Below are 20,297 nucleotides of genomic sequence, written 5' to 3'. Positions count from 1 at the left end.
AATATTTTAAGCTAGCTAAGATGAAGTATTTGCATTTTTATTTGTGGGATTTGCCTGTAAATATTAATATAGTTGATTAGTAATGATGTAATTTAAAAAAATAGCTATTATCATAGCTTTTAGTGTATGCTATTAGGTTATTAAACTCTCTTTGCAGTGGTTTTTGGACAAGCTCGATTATAATCAATGGAGAATATTTTAAGCTAGCTAAGATGAAGTGCTTGTGTTTTTATTTTTTGGTTTTTTATTATGATATTAGTTCTAAATTATGATGTTGTTTGTTGATATTTAGTGATTTTTTTATTTATTTGTGTGTTATTTTTGGTTTTTGTTATTTTTTATGGTATCTTATATCTTTAAATATATATTATTTATATTTCAAGATATAAGATGGAAATGTGTATGTAGTTTGTTATGTTTGTTATTTGGGGGGTTATTTATGAATAATCAAGCTAGGCCTATTATTATTGGATCTGGACCTGCTGGGTATACAGCTGCTTTATATTTATCTCGTGCGCGGTTGTCGCCGATTGTTATAGAAGGGCCTGAACCAGGTGGTCAGTTGACGATGACGACTGATGTGGAGAATTTTCCTGGTTTTGAAGAGGGTATTTTGGGACCTGAGTTGATGCAGCGTATGCGTAAGCAGGCGGCGCGTTTTGGGTCTGAGTTGATGCAGCGTATTGTTGATCATGTTGATTTATCTAAGAGGCCTTTTAAGGTTACGATGGGTAAGGATAAGTTGTTGGCTAGTTCGTTGATTTTAGCTACGGGTGCTTCAGCTAGGTTGTTAGGTATCCCTGGTGAGAAGGAATACATGGGTTCTGGTGTAAGTACGTGTGCTACTTGTGATGGTTTTTTCTTTCGTGGTAAAAAGATTTTGGTTGTCGGTGGGGGAGATTCAGCTTTAGAGGAAGCGATGTTTTTAACGAAGTTTTCAACGGAAGTTTGTGTTGTTCATCGTCGTGATGAGTTACGTGCTTCAAAGATTATGCAAGAACGAGCACGTGATAATAAGAAGATTAAGTGGCTTTTGCAGTGTCGTCCTGTAAGTGTTGTAGGTGAAAACAATAAGGTTGTTGGTTTAAAGGTTGTGCATAATTTAACAAACAAAGAACAGATTATACCTACAGATGGTATTTTTGTTGCTATTGGTCATACACCTAATACGTCTTTTTTGCATAATCAGCTTAAAACAGATGATAATGGTTATCTTGTTGTAGAACCTGGTACAACACGTACGCATATCCCTTATGTATTTGCTTGTGGAGATGTGATTGATCATACATATCGCCAAGCTATTACAGCTGCAGGATCAGGATGTATGGCTGCTATGGATTGCGAACGTGCTTTAACAGGAAGTGCTTTTAATGATTGGAGTTCTTAGGACAAAAAAAACACAAACGATGTTCATGTTTGTGTTTTTTTTGTCACTCGTATGATGTTTTTTACATAAAGTGCTGATATAAAAACCTAAAGAAAGTTGGATTTTTTTGTACAATAATTTACATAATCCTGATTTAAAATACATAAGTGATAATTTATCAATTATACGTCATGGGTCGCGTAATAAAAAAGAAGTGACTTTGACTTTTGATGATGGGCCTTCATTGGCCACGCCTTTTTATTTAGATATTTTGAAGAAATATGATGTTAAAGCCACTTTTTTTCTGGTCGGTGATAATATACCATGTAAGGAAAACATTGTAAATCGGATAGTGAATGAAGGCCATTTAGTTGCTTCTCATTCATGGAAACACGATTCTTTTTTAAAAAAGAATCGTGAAGAAGTTATTGAAGATCTTAAAAAAACAAGCGACCTTATCCATGCCACTTGTGGTAAATGGGTGCGTTACTTTCGTTTCCCTTATGGCTATGAAAACTTAGAGAGAAGGAAATGGTTATTCCAAGCTGGATATATTATGGTTGGTTGGGAAGTAGATCCAAGTGATTGGAACGTCCAAAAGACAGCAGAGGAAATTTTAGAGACTGTCTCAAAAAATGTCCAAAATGGTAGCATTATTTTAATGCATGATGGTGGTGGAGATCGCACATCAATGTTACATGCTTTACCAAAGATTATTGAGATGTTAAAAAATCAAAAAGGTTTTCAAATCGTACGACTTGATAAATTGATTAAGGAAAAACCTTACAAAGAAGAAGTTAAAGCACCATTAAAAGAAAATATCTTTTCTCAACCTTCTCCGGCTTACAACAATATCCAGAATCGTCCGCCTAATAGACCTTATAACCGTCCGCCTAATAGACCTTATTACCGTGATCCTTATGGATACAGGCCTTATCCGTGGCCGCCCTATTATCCTCCTGTACCATATCCATCACCTTACCCAGCACCATATCCTGTTCCGGTACCATGGGTTTATTTTCTTGTATAGATTGATGTTTATATAGTTTCGATTTGATTATTATTTAATCATTTTTTCATATTATTTAATGATTTTTACATTTTTTTATCAATTTTATTTTTATATTTTGTAATTTTTATTACATTTTTATTTTTTCTTTATTTTTTGTTTTATTTCACTTCATTTTATTTCACTTTATACTTTATATTTATAATTACTTAATGTCATTGTTTTCTATTTATTATCTAAAGGTACATAAATGCTATAGAAAATATTTCAATTATTATATGTGATTTATTATAATTTATTTTTTCTTCAGGTGTTATTTGTACCATTTTTTTTGTTTTTTCTATTTGGGCTATTTTATGATTTTTGTTATTCATTTTATACATTATGTCTTCCATATGGTTCAATTGTTTTTCATGTGCCCACGTATGATCTTTTTTAGCTAGTGATTTTAACAGGACATCTTGTAATTTATTTGTTACTTCGCGTAACGTAAAACGGATAGGTAAGCAATTTAATTTTGTATTTTTGTCAAAAGATTCCCAAGTATATTTTTTCCATCTAGGATAGATATTTTCTTTTATTTTAGCGTCGTTTAGTTGGAAGGCCCAGTTTAACATAAAGCTTTTATTACAAGAACATATATATTGAACTTTAAAATGCATCAGCAGCCATGGTTCATATATTACTTTCCTATCACCATGATTTTTAGTATAAAGCATGACAAAGCGGCCTAATTTTTTTGCACTGCTTAGTAGATGCATAAAAAGGGGTGAGCCCCATCTCACATCTTTTGAAGACATAGGTGCTTTAGGATCAATGGAAAAAGTACGCTGTACTTTGTCTGGTTTTTTCATAAAATCCATCATTATTCTAGGGAACAACTCTTTATCTAACCACATAGGTAGGTCCGCTGTGATTGATACATTGTTCTCATCTATTAAAGAAGCGTTATAATTCATTAGATAACGTTTAGTTATCGCAAGTGCTTGTTGATCATTCGTCATATTTTAACCACCTGCACTGTTTAACAGATTTGGTGATGCTTGATCTTCCATATGCATTAATTTATGAAATAAATTTTTTTCCCAGCGATATTCTTGTAAAATATTTTGGTCTCCGAGTAGTTTAGGCAAAGAACCGAATATTTTTTCAAAGAGTAACACTTTTTTTTGTAAAATGGACCAGATATAATGGTCTATTGTATCTTCTGTAATAAAATTATAGACATTTATATTTTTTGTTTGACCTAAACGATGGATACGACCAATACGTTGTTCCATACGCATGGGATTCCAGGGTAAGTCAAAATTTATCAGGTTGTGACAAAATTGTAAATTTAGTCCTTCGCCACCTGATTCCGTGGTAATTAGTACATTAGCTTTTTTGTCGAATTGCTCCATCATCCAAGCTTTTTTGTTACGACTAAAGTTACCGGTAAAAGCGACAGCTTTAATCTTAGCTTTGTTTAGATAATGCATAAGCATTTTCTGCGTTGCTTTAAAAGTAGTGAATAACACTACTTTATGAGGTTGTAATTTTTCAATTAATTTTATGGCTTTATCAGCTTTACTACAATAATCAATATTTCTTAAAAGTTCAAAGAGTGCTAACATCTCATCAATATCTTTTGTCTTATGTTTTGTATAATGGACAAGTCCCTCAAAAGCGGCATTACGGCTACTACAGATTTCTTTTTGTAAAATAATTAATTGCAAGATAGAGATCTTTTTTTCATGATAATTTTTTTTCACAAAATCCGTTACGGCATGATAAAGCGACCGTTCTTTTGGATTTAACTTAACTTTTACACAATTTACATAACGTTTTATATTAGGGAAATCATCTGTATCAAGTCTTTTAGTCCTAATAACCATTTTTGCTAGCGAAGATTGCAATGTTGCAACTTGATCAATACCATGTTTACCTCGGATATACTTTTTAGTAAATTCTTTTTTTGTACCCAGTAAATCCGGATTTATTAAATGCGTCAAACTGTATAATTCATTTAAATTGTTTTGAAGAGGAGTTGCTGTTAACAACAAGAAATACTTTTTATTGATTTCATTTACGAAGCGCCAATTTTGATTTTCCATTTTTTTTAACTTATGTGCTTCATCCACAATCAACAGATCATATTTTTGTTTGAGAATAATATCGCAATGAGGTGACCTTTTAGCGCGATCAAGCGATGCTACCAACAAGTCCTCTGTTTCCCACATCCATTCCTTTTGTTGGGCGCGTATTTGTAATTGAAAATGTTGTTGTAATTCTCGTACCCATTGTAATACAAGCGACGATGGTGTAAGGATGAGAACTTTCTTGACTTGTTTACGTAGCCAATATTCTTTTAAAATTAAACCAGCTTCAATTGTTTTTCCTAAGCCTACCTCATCAGCTAAAATAGCGCGACCTTTTAGTTCATGAATAACTTTTTTAGCTACAGCTATTTGATGTTTAAGTGGTTTAAGATTTGTTAAATATTTTAACGATTGCAAACGATTAAAAGAAGGGGAGCATAGTAAGGATGCGGCTTCAATAGCAAGATGCCAACGATCAGCCGTACCATGATTTGATATGTCTAACCATTTTTTCAATCCATCTTTGCGAAAAATAATGGGACAGGGTATCATACGATCAACACCATTGGATTGGGATATATATATAAAGTATCATCAGGATTATGAAAAAAAATAAATATTGTAAAAATATCGTAAAATTATTATGACTAAATTATCTACAAAGAAATTATTATAAAAGGACTTCAAGTGTACTTTTTAAGAAAAATATTTCTTAAAAAGATAATATTTGTGCATAGATATAATATTTTAACAGAAATGATTTTAAATAAGTTTTAAAAAGGTAAAATCTTTTTTAAAAAAGATTTTTTCATTAAAAAACAAAGAGAAAAAGGAATAAGGAAAAAACAAACCAAGGTAAAGGTAAACCAAGATAAAGATAAACCAAGAGAACAATAAACCATATTATAAAAACAAACCATTAAAAGGAAATTAGCTTTTACAGAATTTGAAAATCAGAAATATATATTATGATTGCTATAAAATTAAAAGCAAGAAAGTTATTTTTTTATCTTTAAATTGCATCAATTAAACAGCATAAATTAAATTATCAAATATGATTATTAAAAATGATTTTATGAAGTTTGTCTTCATCGCTTATATTGGCTTGGTTTGTTGGTTTTTATGTATTTTTGCATAAAGGTATTTTGTGTAAAAATGTGTAAAAAATTATATTAAATTAAGATGATGTTAGTAGATATATCTTTATTTTATTTGTTTTTTCTTTTATGGTTTTTTATTTCTTTTATTTTTTTATTATTTATTATTTATTATTTATTATTTATTATTTATTATTTATTATTTATTGCTTTTTAGTTTTTTCTTTTCTTTTTCTTTTCTTTTTCTTTTCTTTTCTTTTTCTTTTCTTTTTCTTTTCTTTTTTCTTATTTTTTCTTTTATGTTTGTTATTTGTATTTAGAGGATAAATGGGGGTGTTTAGGTGGGAGATTTGTTGGCGGAGGATGTTGCTTTTTCTAATTTATGTAAAGAGACTGGTTTGCCTGATGATGTGAGGGAGCATTTTTTTGGTGCGAAGATTATTAAGGTGTTGGTTAGTCGCGAGCGTGCTGCTTGGGAAGTTTTTGTGCATACTAGGGGTCCTTTGCTTGTGCAGTGGCGTCAGTTGTTTTGTGCTCATGTTAAGGCGTTTTTTGCACCTGATGTTGATGTGTCGTTTGTATTTTCTTCGGATAAGCCTATAGATGTTGATGGTGTGCAAGATGTTGTTTTGGATGAGGTTTCTGATAGGAAGAAGTTGGATGGTAGTTTTGATGGGGAAGGTCGTGTTATGTCTTTGTGTCAGTTGCCTACTTCTGGACCTGTGTGTGTTGAGGGGAGTATTTTTAAAAAAGAGCTCAAGATGCTTAAGAGTGGTAAGCAGATGCTTATTCTGTGGGTTACTGATGATCGTTGTTCGCTTATTTGTAAGATGTTTTTTCATCCGCGGGGTAGTAGTAGTGGGCGTAGGTATGCTTTTTTGTCGGCTGATGTTGGTCAGTTTGTTAAGTTGCAGGGTAATATGCAGCAGGATACTTTTATTAATGATTGTGTTTTGATGATTAAGACTGGTCAAGTTTTGTCTCAGAAAAATTTAGTTTCAGATGATGCTTTATGTAAGCGGGTTGAGTTGCATGCGCATACATCTAATTCGACGATGGATGGTATGGTTGATGTTAATCTGTTGATTAAGCGTGCTGCGGATTGGGGTCATTCTGCTGTTGCTATTACTGATCATGGTAATGTACAAGCTTTCCCTGAGGCTGTTAGGGCTGGGAAGAAGCATGGTGTTAAAGTTGTTTTAGGTATGGAAGCGTATGTTGTTGATGATCAATTGCCTGTGGTTTTTAATCCAAAGCATCAAGGGTTGGATGGATCATATGTTGTGCTTGACGTTGAGACAACAGGTCTGACTGTACGTTATCATGATATTATTGAGATTGCTGCGGTTCGTTATGATAAAGGGAAGATAGTTGATCGTTGGCAGTCGTTTGTTAATCCAGGTTATGAAATTCCACCGGAAATTGTGGAATTGACGAAGATTAATGATGATCTTTTAAAAGATGCACCGTCTTTGTCTGATGTGTGGCCTGATTTTTGTACTTTTGTGGGTGAAGATGTTATTGTCGCGCATAATGCACGTTTTGATGCTGCTTTTTTACAAACAGCGTCTTTAAAGTTGGGTCTTGATGGTTTTCGTAATCCTATTTTAGATACATTGGAATTGGCTAGGCATTTATATCCGCAATTTAAAAATTATCGTTTGAGTACACTTGCAGAACATTTTCGGATTTCTTTAACACAGCATCATCGGGCAATTCATGATGCTGAAGCAACGGCATATTTGTTAGATCATTTGTTGAAACAGGTACGTCAGAATGAGATCGTTGATTTGTATGATCTTAATAGTCTTGATCCTGTGGATTACAAGAAGTTGCGTCCTTTTCATGTGACGCTTTTGGTGCAAAATAAAGGGGGTTTGAAAAATCTTTATCAACTTGTGAGTGATGCTCATCTTAAGTGGTTTCATCGTGTGCCTAGGTTGTTGAAAAGTCATTTGATGCAAAATCGTGCAGGTTTGTTAATTGGTTCTGGTTGTATGAATGGTGAGTTTTATGAAACCGTTTTACATCGAACGAAAGAAGAAGCTTTAGCTTGTGCTGATTTTTATGATTACTTAGAAATGCAACCTTGTGAATGTCAGACAAGTTTAGTTGATCGTGGTATCGTCCGTGAGATTAAGCATCTTCAGGAAACAAATCAGTTGATTGTTGATTTTGGTGCACAATTAAAGAAACCTGTTGTAGCGACAGGTAATGTTCATTATTTGAATAAAGAAGAAGCGATTTTTCGCGATATCATTGTTAGTAATCATACTGGGTTTCGGCAAAAAATTCCGTTACCACCGGCTCATTTTATGACAACTGATGAGATGTTAGATTCTTTTGCTTATTTAGGGGAAGCAAAGGCGAAAGAAGTTGTTGTTGAGCAATCTTTAGCTATTGTGGACAAGATTGATGATACAATCGAACTTTTTCCTGCACAAACAGCCACACCAAAAATTGAGGGTGCAGAGGAAGAATTAACGGAATTATGTTATAAACAGGCTTATAAATGGTATGGGGATCCGTTACCTGATATCGTACAAAAAAGGCTAAAGAGAGAATTAACGAGTATTATTCAAAACGAGTTTGCGGTTATTTATCTTATTTCACAACGCTTGGTAAGTAAATCATTGGAAGAAGGATATCTTGTTGGTTCACGTGGTTCTGTTGGTTCGTCTTTAGTTGCTACTTTAAGTGGCATTACAGAAGTAAATCCTTTACCACCTCATTGGCGATGTCCTGGTTGTCAGTATAGTGAGTTTGTTACTGATGGTTCTTATGAATCGGGGTTTGATTTAGTTGATAAGGCATGTCCTAAATGTAATGAAGCATTAATTAAAGATGGTCAGCAGATTCCTTTTGAAACTTTTTTAGGTTTTAAAGATGATAAAATACCGGATATTGATTTAAACTTTGCTTCTGATTATCAAGCACGTGCACATGCTTATACGGAAGAATTGTTTGGTAAGGATTATATTTATCGTGCGGGTACGATTGGTCATGTACAGAATAAAACAGCTTATGGGTTTGTGAAAAAATATGAGCAACATCAAGAATTACAACTTAGTGTGGCGGAGATTGAACGTTTGGTACAAGGTTGTACAGGGATTAAACGTACGACAGGTCAACATCCTGGAGGTTTAATTGTTATTCCTGTGGGTATGGATGTACATGACTTTACTCCAATTCAATATCCTGCTGATGATCGTAAATCAGGTGTAAGGACGACGCATTTTGACTATCGTGCGCTTAGTGGTAAATTGTTAAAGTTAGATGTACTTAGTCATCAAGATCCAACAACGATTCGTGATTTACAAGATCTAACGGGTGTTGATCAACGTACAATTCCTTTTGATGATCCACAGGTTTTACAGTTATTTTATCGTAAAGATGCTATTGGTGATTTAGACATCGTCGGTGTTAGTACAGGAACCTTAGGAGTGCCTGAATTTGGGACACCATTTGTTCGTCAGATGTTAGAAGATACAAAGCCCCAGACGTTTGCTGAATTAATTCGTATTTCTGGTTTATCGCATGGTACAGATGTATGGATTGGTAACACACAAGAATTAATTCGTAGTGGTGTTTGTAAGTTATCTGAAGCTATTTGTACAAGAGATGACATTATGTTATACCTTATGCGTAAAAACTGTCCTGCGTCTTTAGCTTTTAAGATTATGGAAAACGTACGTAAAGGAAAAGGTATTACTGAAGCAGAAGCTAAGATTTTAGCAAAACATGATGTACCAGACTGGTATATTAATTCTTGTCAAAAAATCAGCTATATGTTTCCTAGGGCACATGCTGTAGCTTATGTAATGATGGCTTTACGTATAGCGTGGTTTAAAGTTCATCACCCTATAGCTTATTATGCAACTTATTTCCGGCGTTTACTAAGTGATTTTGATTGGCATTTAATTGATAAAGGTGTGGTGTTTTTAAAACAATCTTTAGCACAACTTCACCTACAAGGAAAAAAGGTTACAGCTAAAGAAAAAGGGCAGCAAGTTGTATGGGAATCAGTCTTAGAATTTTATGCCCGTGGTTTTGCTTTTTCACCACTTAGTTTATATAAATCTGAGGCTAAAAAATTTGTTATTGACCAACAACGCTTAATCCCACCGCTTATTTCACTTAGTGGGATCGGCGAAAGTGCCGCTTTAAATATTGTAAAAGCACGTAAAGATGGTGTATTTCATTCAATTGAGGATTTTCAGGATAGAACACGCGTTACTAGTGCTGTAGTAGAAGCATTGAAACAAGCCAAGTGTTTAACAAATTTACCTCCAACAAATCAATTGTCTTTATTTTAGTTATTTATATTTATTTATTTATATTTTTTAAATATAAATAATGAAGTCAAAAATTTTGATCTTGTTAAAAAGCAATGGAATATGTGAATTCTTAAAAAGCTTAAAATCATGTAAACTCCCAGTTGAAAAATTTGTCTATCCAATCAAAGTTTTTTTATTATAAATTACAAGTAAAAATTTTATTGGCAGGTTCTTTTTTCTTCTGGATTCTTTATTATTTTTTGTATTATTAATTATTCTTTGTATTATTATTTTTTTATCTTTTTTTTGTTTTTCTAGAAGAACTTAAGCAAAATCTAAGATAAGCATCTGTACTTGCCAAAAAAATAGGCCATAATTTTTGATTTTCAAAAATTAACTTAAAAAGTTTATTATAATCTAAGTTTGAACATTATTTGTTTATACAAAAGATCGTTTTTATTTTTAGAGTAATTTAGCATCCTTATGTTTAATTACTCTAAAAAGAGAATTTATATATTTGTATTGTTATAATAAATTTAATTATATTTATAAATGGTCAAAAAACAAATCTAGCTTTTTTAGTTTTTTTACCATATCTATCCTTTTTAATTGTATTTGCAGATTTAGGCTACCTCTTTAAATTGATAACAGTAGGACCTTAGTGCTGCTCTTAATCCTTTTTTGGCACGTGATAAAATAAGCTTCACAGATATATGCGTAGGAACATCTAAATATGATATTACCTCTTTAAGGGATGAAATTAATATATCAATCATATCTTCTATTCGATCAGCTTCTTTTTTAGCCTGATATTTACGTAATCCCTTTAGGAGATTACCATTACCTGTATGTATACAATACATTGCTACAAACATTTGTAAAATTAAGTATCTATCTAAAGATTTGATGGATCTGACTTGGTATCCTTGTAAAGCAAGATAATTTTTAGCTGTTCTAAAATAGGTTTCGATTTCCCATCTTTTCGAATAATAATTTAGAATTTCTTCATTACTTAGCTCCATATCTGTGCAAATAAAAGCTTTTGCTTTAGATATATCTTGACCTTCCTTAAGACAAATAAGGACAACTGCATTGTCAATAAAATTAAGATTACCTTCATATCTATAAACACGATACTTTTGTTTTTTAATGGTAACAACTTTTGTATCTTTATTTTTTATAAAATTTAAAAACATTTTTATTTGATTTTTAATGCCTAAAGGACAAATAACAATATCGATTCTTAATGCACCTATAAAATGAAATCCTTTTTTTAAGCTTGTTTCGATGATCTTTTTTGAAATATACCAAGAATCTACACAAACATATGCTTTGTGATCTGGCTCAGGAGCACTAGATATGATATCGCAAGCAGTATCCATTTTATTACTTTCTGTTTTATTAGCACGTGTAACTTCTATAGGATAGCTTAAACCATCTGTATGTAACATAGCTTGAACAATAGAATGACCATATACACTTCTTTTATCTAGATTAGAATAATGGTAACCTGCTGCTTGTATAGGGTGTTCAGCTAATGATGATGGCTTTGTCTTATGGCATACTGTGTCGTCAATTATCAGAAAGTAAGGTTTATTTTTTCTCTTAGCTTGATTGATAACTTCTTCATAAGCAACATTGTTTATGGCGTCACTAAGTATTTTTTCATCCCATTTTGAATTAGTCATCATATGGCTTATCGTTTGGCGGCACCTGTTATAAAAGCTTTTTTTATGAATATCTGACAAAGTTCCGTTAAAGTTTTGTGACAACATACCATCAATAATCTGCAAAATATGATTAAAAACAGATGAAGTAAATTGGGATATTAACCCCAATTTACGAAAAAATTTGACCAAATGAGATTTATTTGTTAACCTACAATTAATAGACATTCTCTATCCTCCTGTTGGTTTTTTGTTAACACTTACATTCTACACAGGTGATAGCGGAATGTCTATTTTTGTTTGTAAAATATTAAAATGTAATATATTGTAAACTTTGGAAAAATAATAAAATTTTATTATTTTTATTAATAATTTACATTTTTTTGCTTTTTTTGCATGTACAGTAAGCATATCTAATATTAGAGATCAAAAATATTCAAATTGATTCACAGGATATCTTGGATATGATAGTATTTTCGCATACTTCATATTTACCTTGGACTTGTCCAAGAATGCTAATATATCCAATTAGTGCAGATTATTGGTAGTTATTGTCAATTTTAAAAATTTATTAAAAAAGCTTAAAATAAACAGTAAAGCTGCCTTTTATATATTTTTTAAGATATATAAATACTAATGTTTTAATTATTTGAATATTGATAATTATATATTGAAATGCATACATTTTATTAATAGTTTTAAGTTCATGCCAAAAAATAAGTTTATATAAAATAATTTTATCTCTTTATAATATTTTTGAATTTAATATTGTAATATATATCAAAAAAAATCACAATATCAATATAAAATTGTTATTTTTTTTGATATATAGGACTTGTCCAAGAATCAATGTGAAGGGAGTTTAAGGGTCTAATCAAAGGCATTAAAAGCTATGATAATAGCTATTTTTGTGTTTAAATTCCATCAATAGTGTTAAAATCTGTACATGCAAAAAAAGCAAAAAAATGTAAATTATTAATAAAAATAATAAAATGTTATTGTATTTCCAAAGTTTACAATATATTATATTTTCCGATTTTACAAACAAAAATAGACATTCCCCAATCCCCTTTGTAAAATGTAAGTATTATAACAAACACAACAGGAGGATAAAGAATATCTATTAATTGTAGGTTAACAAATAAATCCCATTTGGTCAAATTTTTTCTTAAATTGGGGTTAATATCCCAATTTACTTCATCTGTTTTTAATCATATTTTGCAGATTATTTATGGTATGTTGTCACAAAACTTTAACGGAACTTTTTCAGATATTCATAAAAAAAGCTTTTATAACAGGTTCCGTCAAACGATAAGCCATATGATGACTAATTCAAAATGGGATGAAAAAATACTTAGTGATGCCATTAAAAATGTTGCTTATGAAGAAGTTATCCATCAAGCTAAGGGGAAAAATAAACCTTACTTTCTGATAATTGACGATACCGTATGCCATAAGACAAAGCTATCATCATTAGCTGAACACCCTATGCAAAAAGCGGGTTATCATTATTCTAATCTAGATAAAAGAAGTGTATATGGTCATTCTATTGTTCAAGCTATGTTACATACAGATGGTTTAAGCTATCATATAGAAGTTAAACGTGCTAATAAAATAGAAATCAATAAACTGGATACTGCTTGCTATATCATATCTAGTGCGCCCGAGCTAGATCGTAAAGCATATGTTTGCGTAGATTCTTGGTATATTTCAAAAAAGATCATCGAAACAAGCTTAAAAAAAGGATTTCATTTTATAGATGCATTAAAAATCGATATTGTTATTTGTCCTTTAGGCATTAAAAATCAAATAAAAATGTTTTTAAATTTTATAAAAAATAAAGATACAAAAGTTGTTACCATTAAAAAACAAAAGTATCGTGTTTATAGATATGAAGGTAATCTTCATTTTATTGACAATGCGGTTGTCCTTATTTTTGTTAAGGAAGGTCAAGATATATCTAAAGCAAAAGCTTTTATTTGCACAGATATGGAGCTAAGTAATGAAGAAATTCTAAATTATTATTCGAAAAGATGGGAAATCGAAACCTATTTTAGAACAGCTAAAAATTATCTTGCTTTACAAGGATACCAAGTCAGATCCAGCAAATCTTTAGATAGATACTTAATTTTACAAATGTTTGTAGCAATGTATTGTATACATACAGGTAATGGTAATCTCCTAAAGGGATTACGTAAATATCAGGCTAAAAAAGAAGCTGATCGAATAGAAGATATGATTGATATATTAATTTCATCTCTGAAAGAGATAATATCATATTTAGATATTCCTACGCAGATATCTGTGAAGCTTATTTTATCACGTGCGAAAAAAGGATTCAGAGCAGCACTAAGGTTCTATTGTTATCAATTTAAAGAGGTGGCCTAAATCTGCAAATGCAATTAAAAAGGATAGATATGGTAAAAAAACTAAAAAAGCTAGATTTGTTTTTTGACCATTGGACTTGTGCCTAAACTTTAATACATGTGATTAAGACGAACAATTGTCATTTATGGATATTTTTAAATTTTTTTAAAAAATAAAATTTCAATATCTATTCTTATTTATGAGCTATATTATTATAATAATCTGAATAAACTAAAAAATATTATATATATTATTATTTTTTTGGAATTTCATTAAGATATGAAAAAAGATAAATTTTTGTGTTTTGATATCTTTAAATTAAAATGCAATTTCTTTATATACATAAAAAAACAACACTATTATTAAATTTTGTTGTTTTTTATGTATATATACTACTATTAATATGGAATTTAACACTAAAAGAAAAGAGCAGATAATTATGTCTAATATTAACAAGAGATATGTAAATATGGAATATGCAAAAATAGCAAAATTAAAAGAAAAAGAATTTATGTCCGCCGTAGGCGTCGATAAAATAACCTTTTCAATTATAGTAGAAAGTGTGCGAAAATATGACTTGAAAAACCATGAAAAAGGTGGTAGACCAAACATACTTGACCCGGAAAATCAAGTGTTATTGTTTTTTCATAATTTTTTCTTTGGTCGTACTTATAGAAGTATTGCAAAAACTTTCGATGTTACTAGCAGTACTGTTAATAAAACTATAAAAAAGGTACAAGCTGTCGCAACAAAAGTACTTAATAAAGAAAATCCTAAAAATATGAAAAAATATCTACCTAGCTTAACATATGGCAGATTCATTATAGATGTTACAGAAATATGCATTCAACGTCCTAAGGTGAATTACAAACCCTATTTATCTGGACGTAAAAAACAAACAAGTAAGAAATCCTTAATTTTAATTTGCTCTAAAACTGCCAAGATTTATTTTACAAATTACGCTCCTGGTAGCGTACATGATTTTAATCTTTACAAAAAATCACGTATTCCATTATCAGAAAACGTAACGTTGCTAGGTGATTCAGGTTTTAAAGGCCTAAACCAATATCATTTGTATGCCATCATACCTTATCAAAACAATAAATACAAGGTTTTAAGCCAAGAAGAAAAAGACTATAACCATATTTTATCCCAAGAAAGATCCTTAGTTGAAAGAGTTATAGGATGGCTCAAAAGATTCAAGCTTATTGCTAATAGATATCGTAATAAACTGAAAAATTTCTCAAAGCAATTTGATCTAATCTCAGCAATATTCAATCATCATTTATCTTTAGATAAATTCAAAAAATCTATATAAAATCCAAAAATATAAATTAAAAAATTCAGACAATTTACACGAACAATCAGTTGGATCAAATCAATATAATTTTAGCTATTATTTAAATTTAAATAATTAAATTAAACATATAAGAGGAATAAGTAAAACTTAGTTTCCTTATTAAAACATGTTTATTGATATTTTAACACTTATGATAAAATATAATCATGAAAGTAATGATAATAACATCTTTGAAGACACTTTATTAGTCTCAAATACACATTGCATTAAAGTTTAGGCACAAGTCCATACATAAATATAATTAAATTCATTATAAAAGTACAAATATATAAATTATCTTTTTATAGTAATTAAACATAAAGATGATAAATTACTATAAAAATAAAAACGCTCTTTTGTATAAACAAATAATGTTCAAACTTAGATTATAATACACTTTTAAATTTAATTTTTGAAAATCAAAAATTATGGCCTATTTTTTTTGGCAAGTACAGAACAAAAGGATGATACAACGATGGAAAAATTAGCTAAATTAGTAGCTCTATACCCACAACCACATGATGAAAACGTTTTCAAAGAACATTACTTTGGCACACATCTAAATATTGTAAGACAAATGCCACATATTCTAGGTTGTGAAGTTATAAGACTTACTTCGACTGACGAAACAAAAAAAATAGTTACTATATGCAAACAATCATGTTATTCCCAGACAAAGAAAAACTTTAAACCGCATTGAATTCTGAAAAAGGAAAAGAGATGCAAATAGACTTGCAAAAAATGTTAGCTGATAACGTAGATATGTTTATAGGAGAAATGATATGGTAAATATAATAATAAACTAATTTTATTTAATTTAAATTAATAATAAAAATATTTTCATTATTAAATATTCATCTAAAAAAATTAAATACCGATAAATAACATAAATACAATTTCTAGATATTTGTGTTTATGTTTATCACAGAATATTATTATACATTGTAATTCACAAAATAGATATAGAAGATAAATAAATACCAAAACAACACCAAAACGATTCCCAATCAATACGCAAGCAAAAAAAAAGCAATTTCTTTTAAAGAAAAAACTTATTTCTTATTTCACAATCGATTTACTTAGAAATCCATTTAATTCTATTAACATATCCATGCCTAATATATCCATCCTTACTATAGAAATTGTCCAAACAAAAACGTAAAGCGCGTTTAAGAACCTAATCGAATGAACTAAAAGCTATGATAATAGCTATTTTTGTATTTAAATCCCGTAATTTTTATATTTTAATTATGTAAATAATGGTAAAATATAAAAAATCAGATACATCAAATATATTTTAATTTTAATAAAATATATTGTAAAGAAATAAAAGAAGTTGCCTTCAATATTGTTTCCAAAGAAATTTAAAACTATTAAATTATAACTATTAACAATACATATGTATAAAGAAAAAATAGTGTTTATATACTTTTAGATATATAAACACTATTTTTTAATTTTTAGATAAATTTTTAAAAATAATAAATAAAAATCATCTATGCTAATTGTCTATATCATTCTTCTCTGGAACTTATATTTTTTGAAAACCCTTAAAATTATAAGATCTTGCAAACTTGAGAAATAATAAAATTTTTTTATTTTTTTAGCAAAGGTATATTTTTTAAGCTAATTTCAAAATATTGATACTAGCTAAAGTAGGAATATTAGTTACAGCCAAAGATATGACAGCGGTTGTTGTTTGAAAATCTAAATTTGATATCAAAGGTACAATATTTATATTTGTTGTAACGGTGGGATTAATAACAACATTACCGTAAATCCACCAAAAGAAATTCGGAAAAGGACCTATAGTGATGTCATTTTGGGGTGCCATAAAGATAGCACTGCCATTTATAGCCTCACCATTTGCTAATAGTTGACAACCATATATTGGCAAAGGCGAAGGACCACGCGGATTATTTGTCATTCCATAATCTATGGAGTAAATACCTGGTGATATGGTAATGGTATCGGTACTGGTTAATGAAATACCCACACCATATACGTTGTTGAAAGAATTGATGGGTAAAGGTAAATTGACAGCCAAAGAAAGGGATGCGTTAGCTATTAGACCAAAAGAACCTGCGCCTAGCACAAATCCCCCTGTAGGTCCTGTATCACCTTGAATACCCGTTAGTCCGGTTGCACCTGTAGGACCAGTTATTCCTGTTACTCCCGTTATGCCTGTATTTCCAGTTATACCTGTTATTCCGGTTGCACCTGTAGGGCCTGTTGGGCCTGTTGGACTTGTATTACCCGTTGGACCTGTAGGTCCAACAAAACCTGTGTTACCTTGATTGAGCGAAATAATACCTGTAGGGCCTGTAACACCAGTTGCGCCTGTATAACCTGTTGCACCTGTGTTGCCGGTTATCCCTGTATTACCCATTATTATAGATAAACCTATGGGTCCTGTAGGGCCTGTTGGGCCTTGAGTACCAAGAGCACCATATGCACCTGTAAGTCCTGTATTACCTGTTACTCCTGTAATACCAGTATCGCCGGTAATATAAAGACCAGTAGGTCCTGTTGGGCCAGTATCACCTGTAGCAGGTCCCATTGGACCTGCTGGACCTGTTGGACCTGTGGCACCTGGTTGCGAAATTGTACCTATCACAGAATTTAATTGTTCATTTATAGACTCCAATTTTACAGAGGTAATTCTTAAAATATCATTTAAACTTCTATCTATAGCTAATAAGTCTTGAAGAGAAGGCGGCTTACCATTAGTTACACCAGGCAGTGTTCCTAGAATATATTGCACCTTTTCAGCTTCAGCATTTAATAGATGGCTCAGTCCTAGTTCAGTCATTGCTGAGGACGCAAGCAATAAATTTAAAACATCTGACTGATTAAGGGAAATTTGTGGAGATATGCCAGGGATATTTGCTTGTGACATTTTTTTGATTATCTCCTTAACTACTAATTTTAGTATACTTGTTGCTTATTTTATTTTTCTAATAGTAATATAACTATCAATAGGGCTATATGGAACAACTGTCGGCGGAGCAGTTGTAGCTACTGAGTTATACAAACGCATTTGAATAACAGCTGCGGCTGTGACTTGGATCATATACTCTGCCGATTGATACAGCATACCTCCGTATAGGTAGGATGCTGATGAGGTATTTTGACGTGTTAAAGTAGAAGCAAAACCATAAGGTTGGTTGATATTCGTACCATAGGTATTTAAGCTACCTGAAACTAATGATAGGTAGACAACGGATTCATTTTCGACTACTGAACTTCCACCATGTGCCCATACCAGACCGCCAAAATTAAATATATAGGTACCTGGTTGTATACTAATATTAGTATTATTACTTAACAATGATATACTGCTACTAGTATTAAACTGACTATTGAAATTTACTGGTGTTGTAAATGTAGTTACATTTGCTAATGCAAATCTTCTGAAAGAAGCAATTTCAGCACTTGCTGTAGGTCCTATCGGGCCCTGATTTCCTTGTATTCCCGATGGTCCTGGTGAGATTTGCGGACCTTGTGGGCCTTGTAACCCTGTAGTACCTGTTATACCTTGGAATCCTGTAATACCTGTCGAACCCGTTATATTTATACCTGTAGGACCTGTTGGCCCTGTAGGGCCTGTTATACCAGATATAAATATAACTGGACCTGTTTCTCCTGTTGGGCCTGTTAATCCCGTGGGACCTGTTATTCCTGTAAAACCTATTGTACCTGTTGGGCCTGTTATAGATATGCCCGTGATTCCTGTTATACCTGTTATACCTGTTGGGCCTGTTATGCCTGTTATACCTATTGGTCCTTGTATACCACTTGGACCTTGATTACCCATTATACCAGTCATACTTTGACCTGTTGGGCCTGTAATACCTATGGCTCCTCCGGGCACACCGGTATCACCTGTAGGTCCTGTCGGGCCTGTGGGTCCTACTAATATACTCATCATTTTCCATCCTTATTTTTTAAGAACTTTATAAAATTATATAAATTAACCTATTTGTTGCACAGACACTATGAAAGTTGAGCAAGGAAGAGTAGTGCCTGAAGCACCAGTGTATGAACCTATAAGGGGTAAAATATTTATATTTGTATTTGCATTCGCATTGATTAAAACTTTGGTTACCCCTATACCGCAAGGTGCATTTGTGAATCCTGGATTTAATGTTGAACCAAAGATTGTGCCACCTGGGTAAGGTACACCATTTACAAGCAATTGCATAATACCCATACTGACATTTTGCATATCTATTGAGGATGATCTCATATAACCAAAGGTAAACCAAACGGTGTAGTATCCAGCATTTAAAAGGGTTAACGTAGTAAGATCTGCCGAGAGGACTATTGCTGGTGAATAGGTAGGATTTATTAAACTTATAGATGCTAGGTCTAGAAAACTGTTGCTTGTATTTTGAACATTCGTTTGATTAAGATTAGAGTTATAAAGATTGATCGGACCAAAGTCTAAGCTACCTGTATTTCCGGTAATACCTGTCATACCAGTAGGTCCGGTAATTCCTGGACCAGTAATTCCAGTAGGACCAATTGGTCCGGTAGATCCTGTGGTACCTGTGATACCTGTCGGTCCACTAGGTCCTGTAATGCTAAAGCCTGTCGGTCCAGTAGATCCCGTAGGTCCTGTTGTACCGGGGGCCAAAATGGCTGGTCCTATAGCCCCGGTAGGTCCAATTGGTCCTGTATTTCCTTGTACACCTGTATTTCCAGCGTTACCAGTAGGTCCCATGCTTTGGGCTCCTTGTGGTCCTTGGAAACCTTGAGGACCTTGAAATCCTGTAGGCCCTATAGGTCCAATAGGTCCAGTAGGACCAATTGGTCCGGTAGGTCCAGTAGGACCAATAGGTCCAGTAGGTCCGATATTCCCTGGTGCTCCATGGGGTCCAGGTGGTCCTTGAGTACCTTGAGGACCTTTTGGTCCGGTAGGTCCAAAGGATAATGAATTTAGTTCTTTTAGTGCAATATCAAGTTGTGAAGTCAACGCAGTTTCTTGACAAGCGATATATGACATGTTATTTTTGATACTTTTATTAAGGGCAATCAAATCTTGTATTGTCGGAGGATTAGGATTTGTTATGCCCTCTAAAGTACCTAAAATAT

General features: G+C 31.8%; 12 protein-coding genes. 6 read left to right on the top strand and 6 right to left on the bottom strand.

Annotation, left to right across the window (positions count from 1 at the left end; translation table 11 throughout):
- The first annotated feature begins 439 nt into the window (after positions 1 to 439).
- Both trxB and VS182_RS06455 read left to right on the top strand, forming a co-directional pair.
- Entirely contained in the window at positions 440 to 1,387 is a 948-nt protein-coding gene (gene trxB / locus VS182_RS06460) for a thioredoxin-disulfide reductase (protein ID WP_479488619.1), read from the top strand.
- A 106-nt stretch (positions 1,388 to 1,493) separates the two neighbouring features.
- Positions 1,494 to 2,396, top strand: a complete 903-nt coding sequence (locus VS182_RS06455; RefSeq protein WP_479492515.1) for a polysaccharide deacetylase family protein — start codon at positions 1,494 to 1,496, stop codon at positions 2,394 to 2,396.
- Positions 2,397 to 2,611: 215 nt separating this feature from the next.
- Here VS182_RS06455 and VS182_RS06450 read toward each other — a convergent pair whose 3' ends face one another.
- Together VS182_RS06450 and VS182_RS06445 are read right to left on the bottom strand one after the other, a co-directional pair.
- Positions 2,612 to 3,379: a YqhG family protein gene (locus VS182_RS06450; protein WP_479484329.1), complete on the bottom strand. Its 768-nt coding sequence runs from the start codon at positions 3,377 to 3,379 to the stop codon at positions 2,612 to 2,614.
- Between the two features lie 3 nt (positions 3,380 to 3,382).
- Entirely contained in the window at positions 3,383 to 5,005 is a 1,623-nt protein-coding gene (locus VS182_RS06445) for a DEAD/DEAH box helicase (RefSeq protein WP_479484328.1), read from the bottom strand.
- Between the two features lie 886 nt (positions 5,006 to 5,891).
- On the opposite strand from VS182_RS06445, the gene VS182_RS06440 reads away from it, so the two are divergent.
- A complete protein-coding gene (locus VS182_RS06440; RefSeq protein ID WP_479492514.1) occupies positions 5,892 to 9,866 on the top strand; it encodes a PolC-type DNA polymerase III in 3,975 nt (1,324 codons plus the stop codon).
- Between the two features lie 584 nt (positions 9,867 to 10,450).
- On the opposite strand, the gene VS182_RS06435 is transcribed toward VS182_RS06440, so the two are convergent.
- Positions 10,451 to 11,722: an IS701 family transposase gene (locus VS182_RS06435; protein WP_479492513.1), complete on the bottom strand. Its 1,272-nt coding sequence runs from the start codon at positions 11,720 to 11,722 to the stop codon at positions 10,451 to 10,453.
- A gap of 924 nt (positions 11,723 to 12,646) precedes the next feature.
- Here VS182_RS06435 and VS182_RS06430 point away from each other — a divergent pair.
- The 3 genes from VS182_RS06430 (at position 12,647) to VS182_RS06420 (ending at position 15,900) form a co-directional block, all read left to right on the top strand.
- Positions 12,647 to 13,882 carry a transposase gene (locus VS182_RS06430; protein ID WP_479492512.1) on the top strand — a complete coding sequence of 412 codons (1,236 nt, stop codon included), beginning with the start codon at positions 12,647 to 12,649 and terminating at the stop codon, positions 13,880 to 13,882.
- A gap of 382 nt (positions 13,883 to 14,264) precedes the next feature.
- The gene (locus tag VS182_RS06425; protein ID WP_479492511.1) at positions 14,265 to 15,179 is read left to right on the top strand and encodes a transposase family protein; all 915 of its coding nucleotides are present in this window, start codon (positions 14,265 to 14,267) and stop codon (positions 15,177 to 15,179) included.
- Between the two features lie 463 nt (positions 15,180 to 15,642).
- A complete protein-coding gene (locus tag VS182_RS06420; protein WP_479492510.1) occupies positions 15,643 to 15,900 on the top strand; it encodes an EthD family reductase in 258 nt (85 codons plus the stop codon).
- Between the two features lie 921 nt (positions 15,901 to 16,821).
- Here VS182_RS06420 and VS182_RS06415 read toward each other — a convergent pair.
- Genes VS182_RS06415 through VS182_RS06405 form a run of 3 tightly spaced genes read right to left on the bottom strand, consistent with a single transcriptional unit; the run spans position 16,822 to position 20,208 of the window.
- Complete coding sequence (locus VS182_RS06415) at positions 16,822 to 18,099, bottom strand: alpha-helical endospore appendage domain-containing protein (protein ID WP_479492461.1); 1,278 nt, start codon at positions 18,097 to 18,099, stop codon at positions 16,822 to 16,824.
- 45 nt (positions 18,100 to 18,144) lie between these two features.
- The gene (locus tag VS182_RS06410; RefSeq protein WP_479492460.1) at positions 18,145 to 19,128 is read right to left on the bottom strand and encodes a BclA C-terminal domain-containing protein; all 984 of its coding nucleotides are present in this window, start codon (positions 19,126 to 19,128) and stop codon (positions 18,145 to 18,147) included.
- 45 nt (positions 19,129 to 19,173) lie between these two features.
- The gene (locus VS182_RS06405) at positions 19,174 to 20,208 is read right to left on the bottom strand and encodes a hypothetical protein (RefSeq protein ID WP_479492459.1); all 1,035 of its coding nucleotides are present in this window, start codon (positions 20,206 to 20,208) and stop codon (positions 19,174 to 19,176) included.
- Positions 20,209 to 20,297: the final 89 nt, after the last annotated feature.

Source organism: Pasteuria ramosa (assembly GCF_056496785.1).
Note: the sequence above shows the minus strand (reverse complement) of the source record. Positions and strands in the feature narration are given on the sequence as shown.

Excerpts from the sequence above, each read along its gene's own strand:
- trxB (WP_479488619.1), top strand. The coding sequence starts at position 440 with ATGAATAATCAAGCTAGGCCTATTATTATTGGATCTGGACCTGCTGGG.
- VS182_RS06425 (WP_479492511.1), top strand. The coding sequence starts at position 14,265 with ATGGAATTTAACACTAAAAGAAAAGAGCAGATAATTATGTCTAATATT.
- VS182_RS06450 (WP_479484329.1), bottom strand. The coding sequence starts at position 3,379 with ATGACGAATGATCAACAAGCACTTGCGATAACTAAACGTTATCTAATG.
- VS182_RS06410 (WP_479492460.1), bottom strand. The coding sequence starts at position 19,128 with ATGAGTATATTAGTAGGACCCACAGGCCCGACAGGACCTACAGGTGAT.
- VS182_RS06445 (WP_479484328.1), bottom strand. The coding sequence starts at position 5,005 with ATGATACCCTGTCCCATTATTTTTCGCAAAGATGGATTGAAAAAATGG.
- VS182_RS06435 (WP_479492513.1), bottom strand. The coding sequence starts at position 11,722 with ATGTCTATTAATTGTAGGTTAACAAATAAATCTCATTTGGTCAAATTT.
- VS182_RS06415 (WP_479492461.1), bottom strand. The coding sequence starts at position 18,099 with ATGTCACAAGCAAATATCCCTGGCATATCTCCACAAATTTCCCTTAAT.
- VS182_RS06405 (WP_479492459.1), bottom strand. The coding sequence starts at position 20,208 with ATGTCATATATCGCTTGTCAAGAAACTGCGTTGACTTCACAACTTGAT.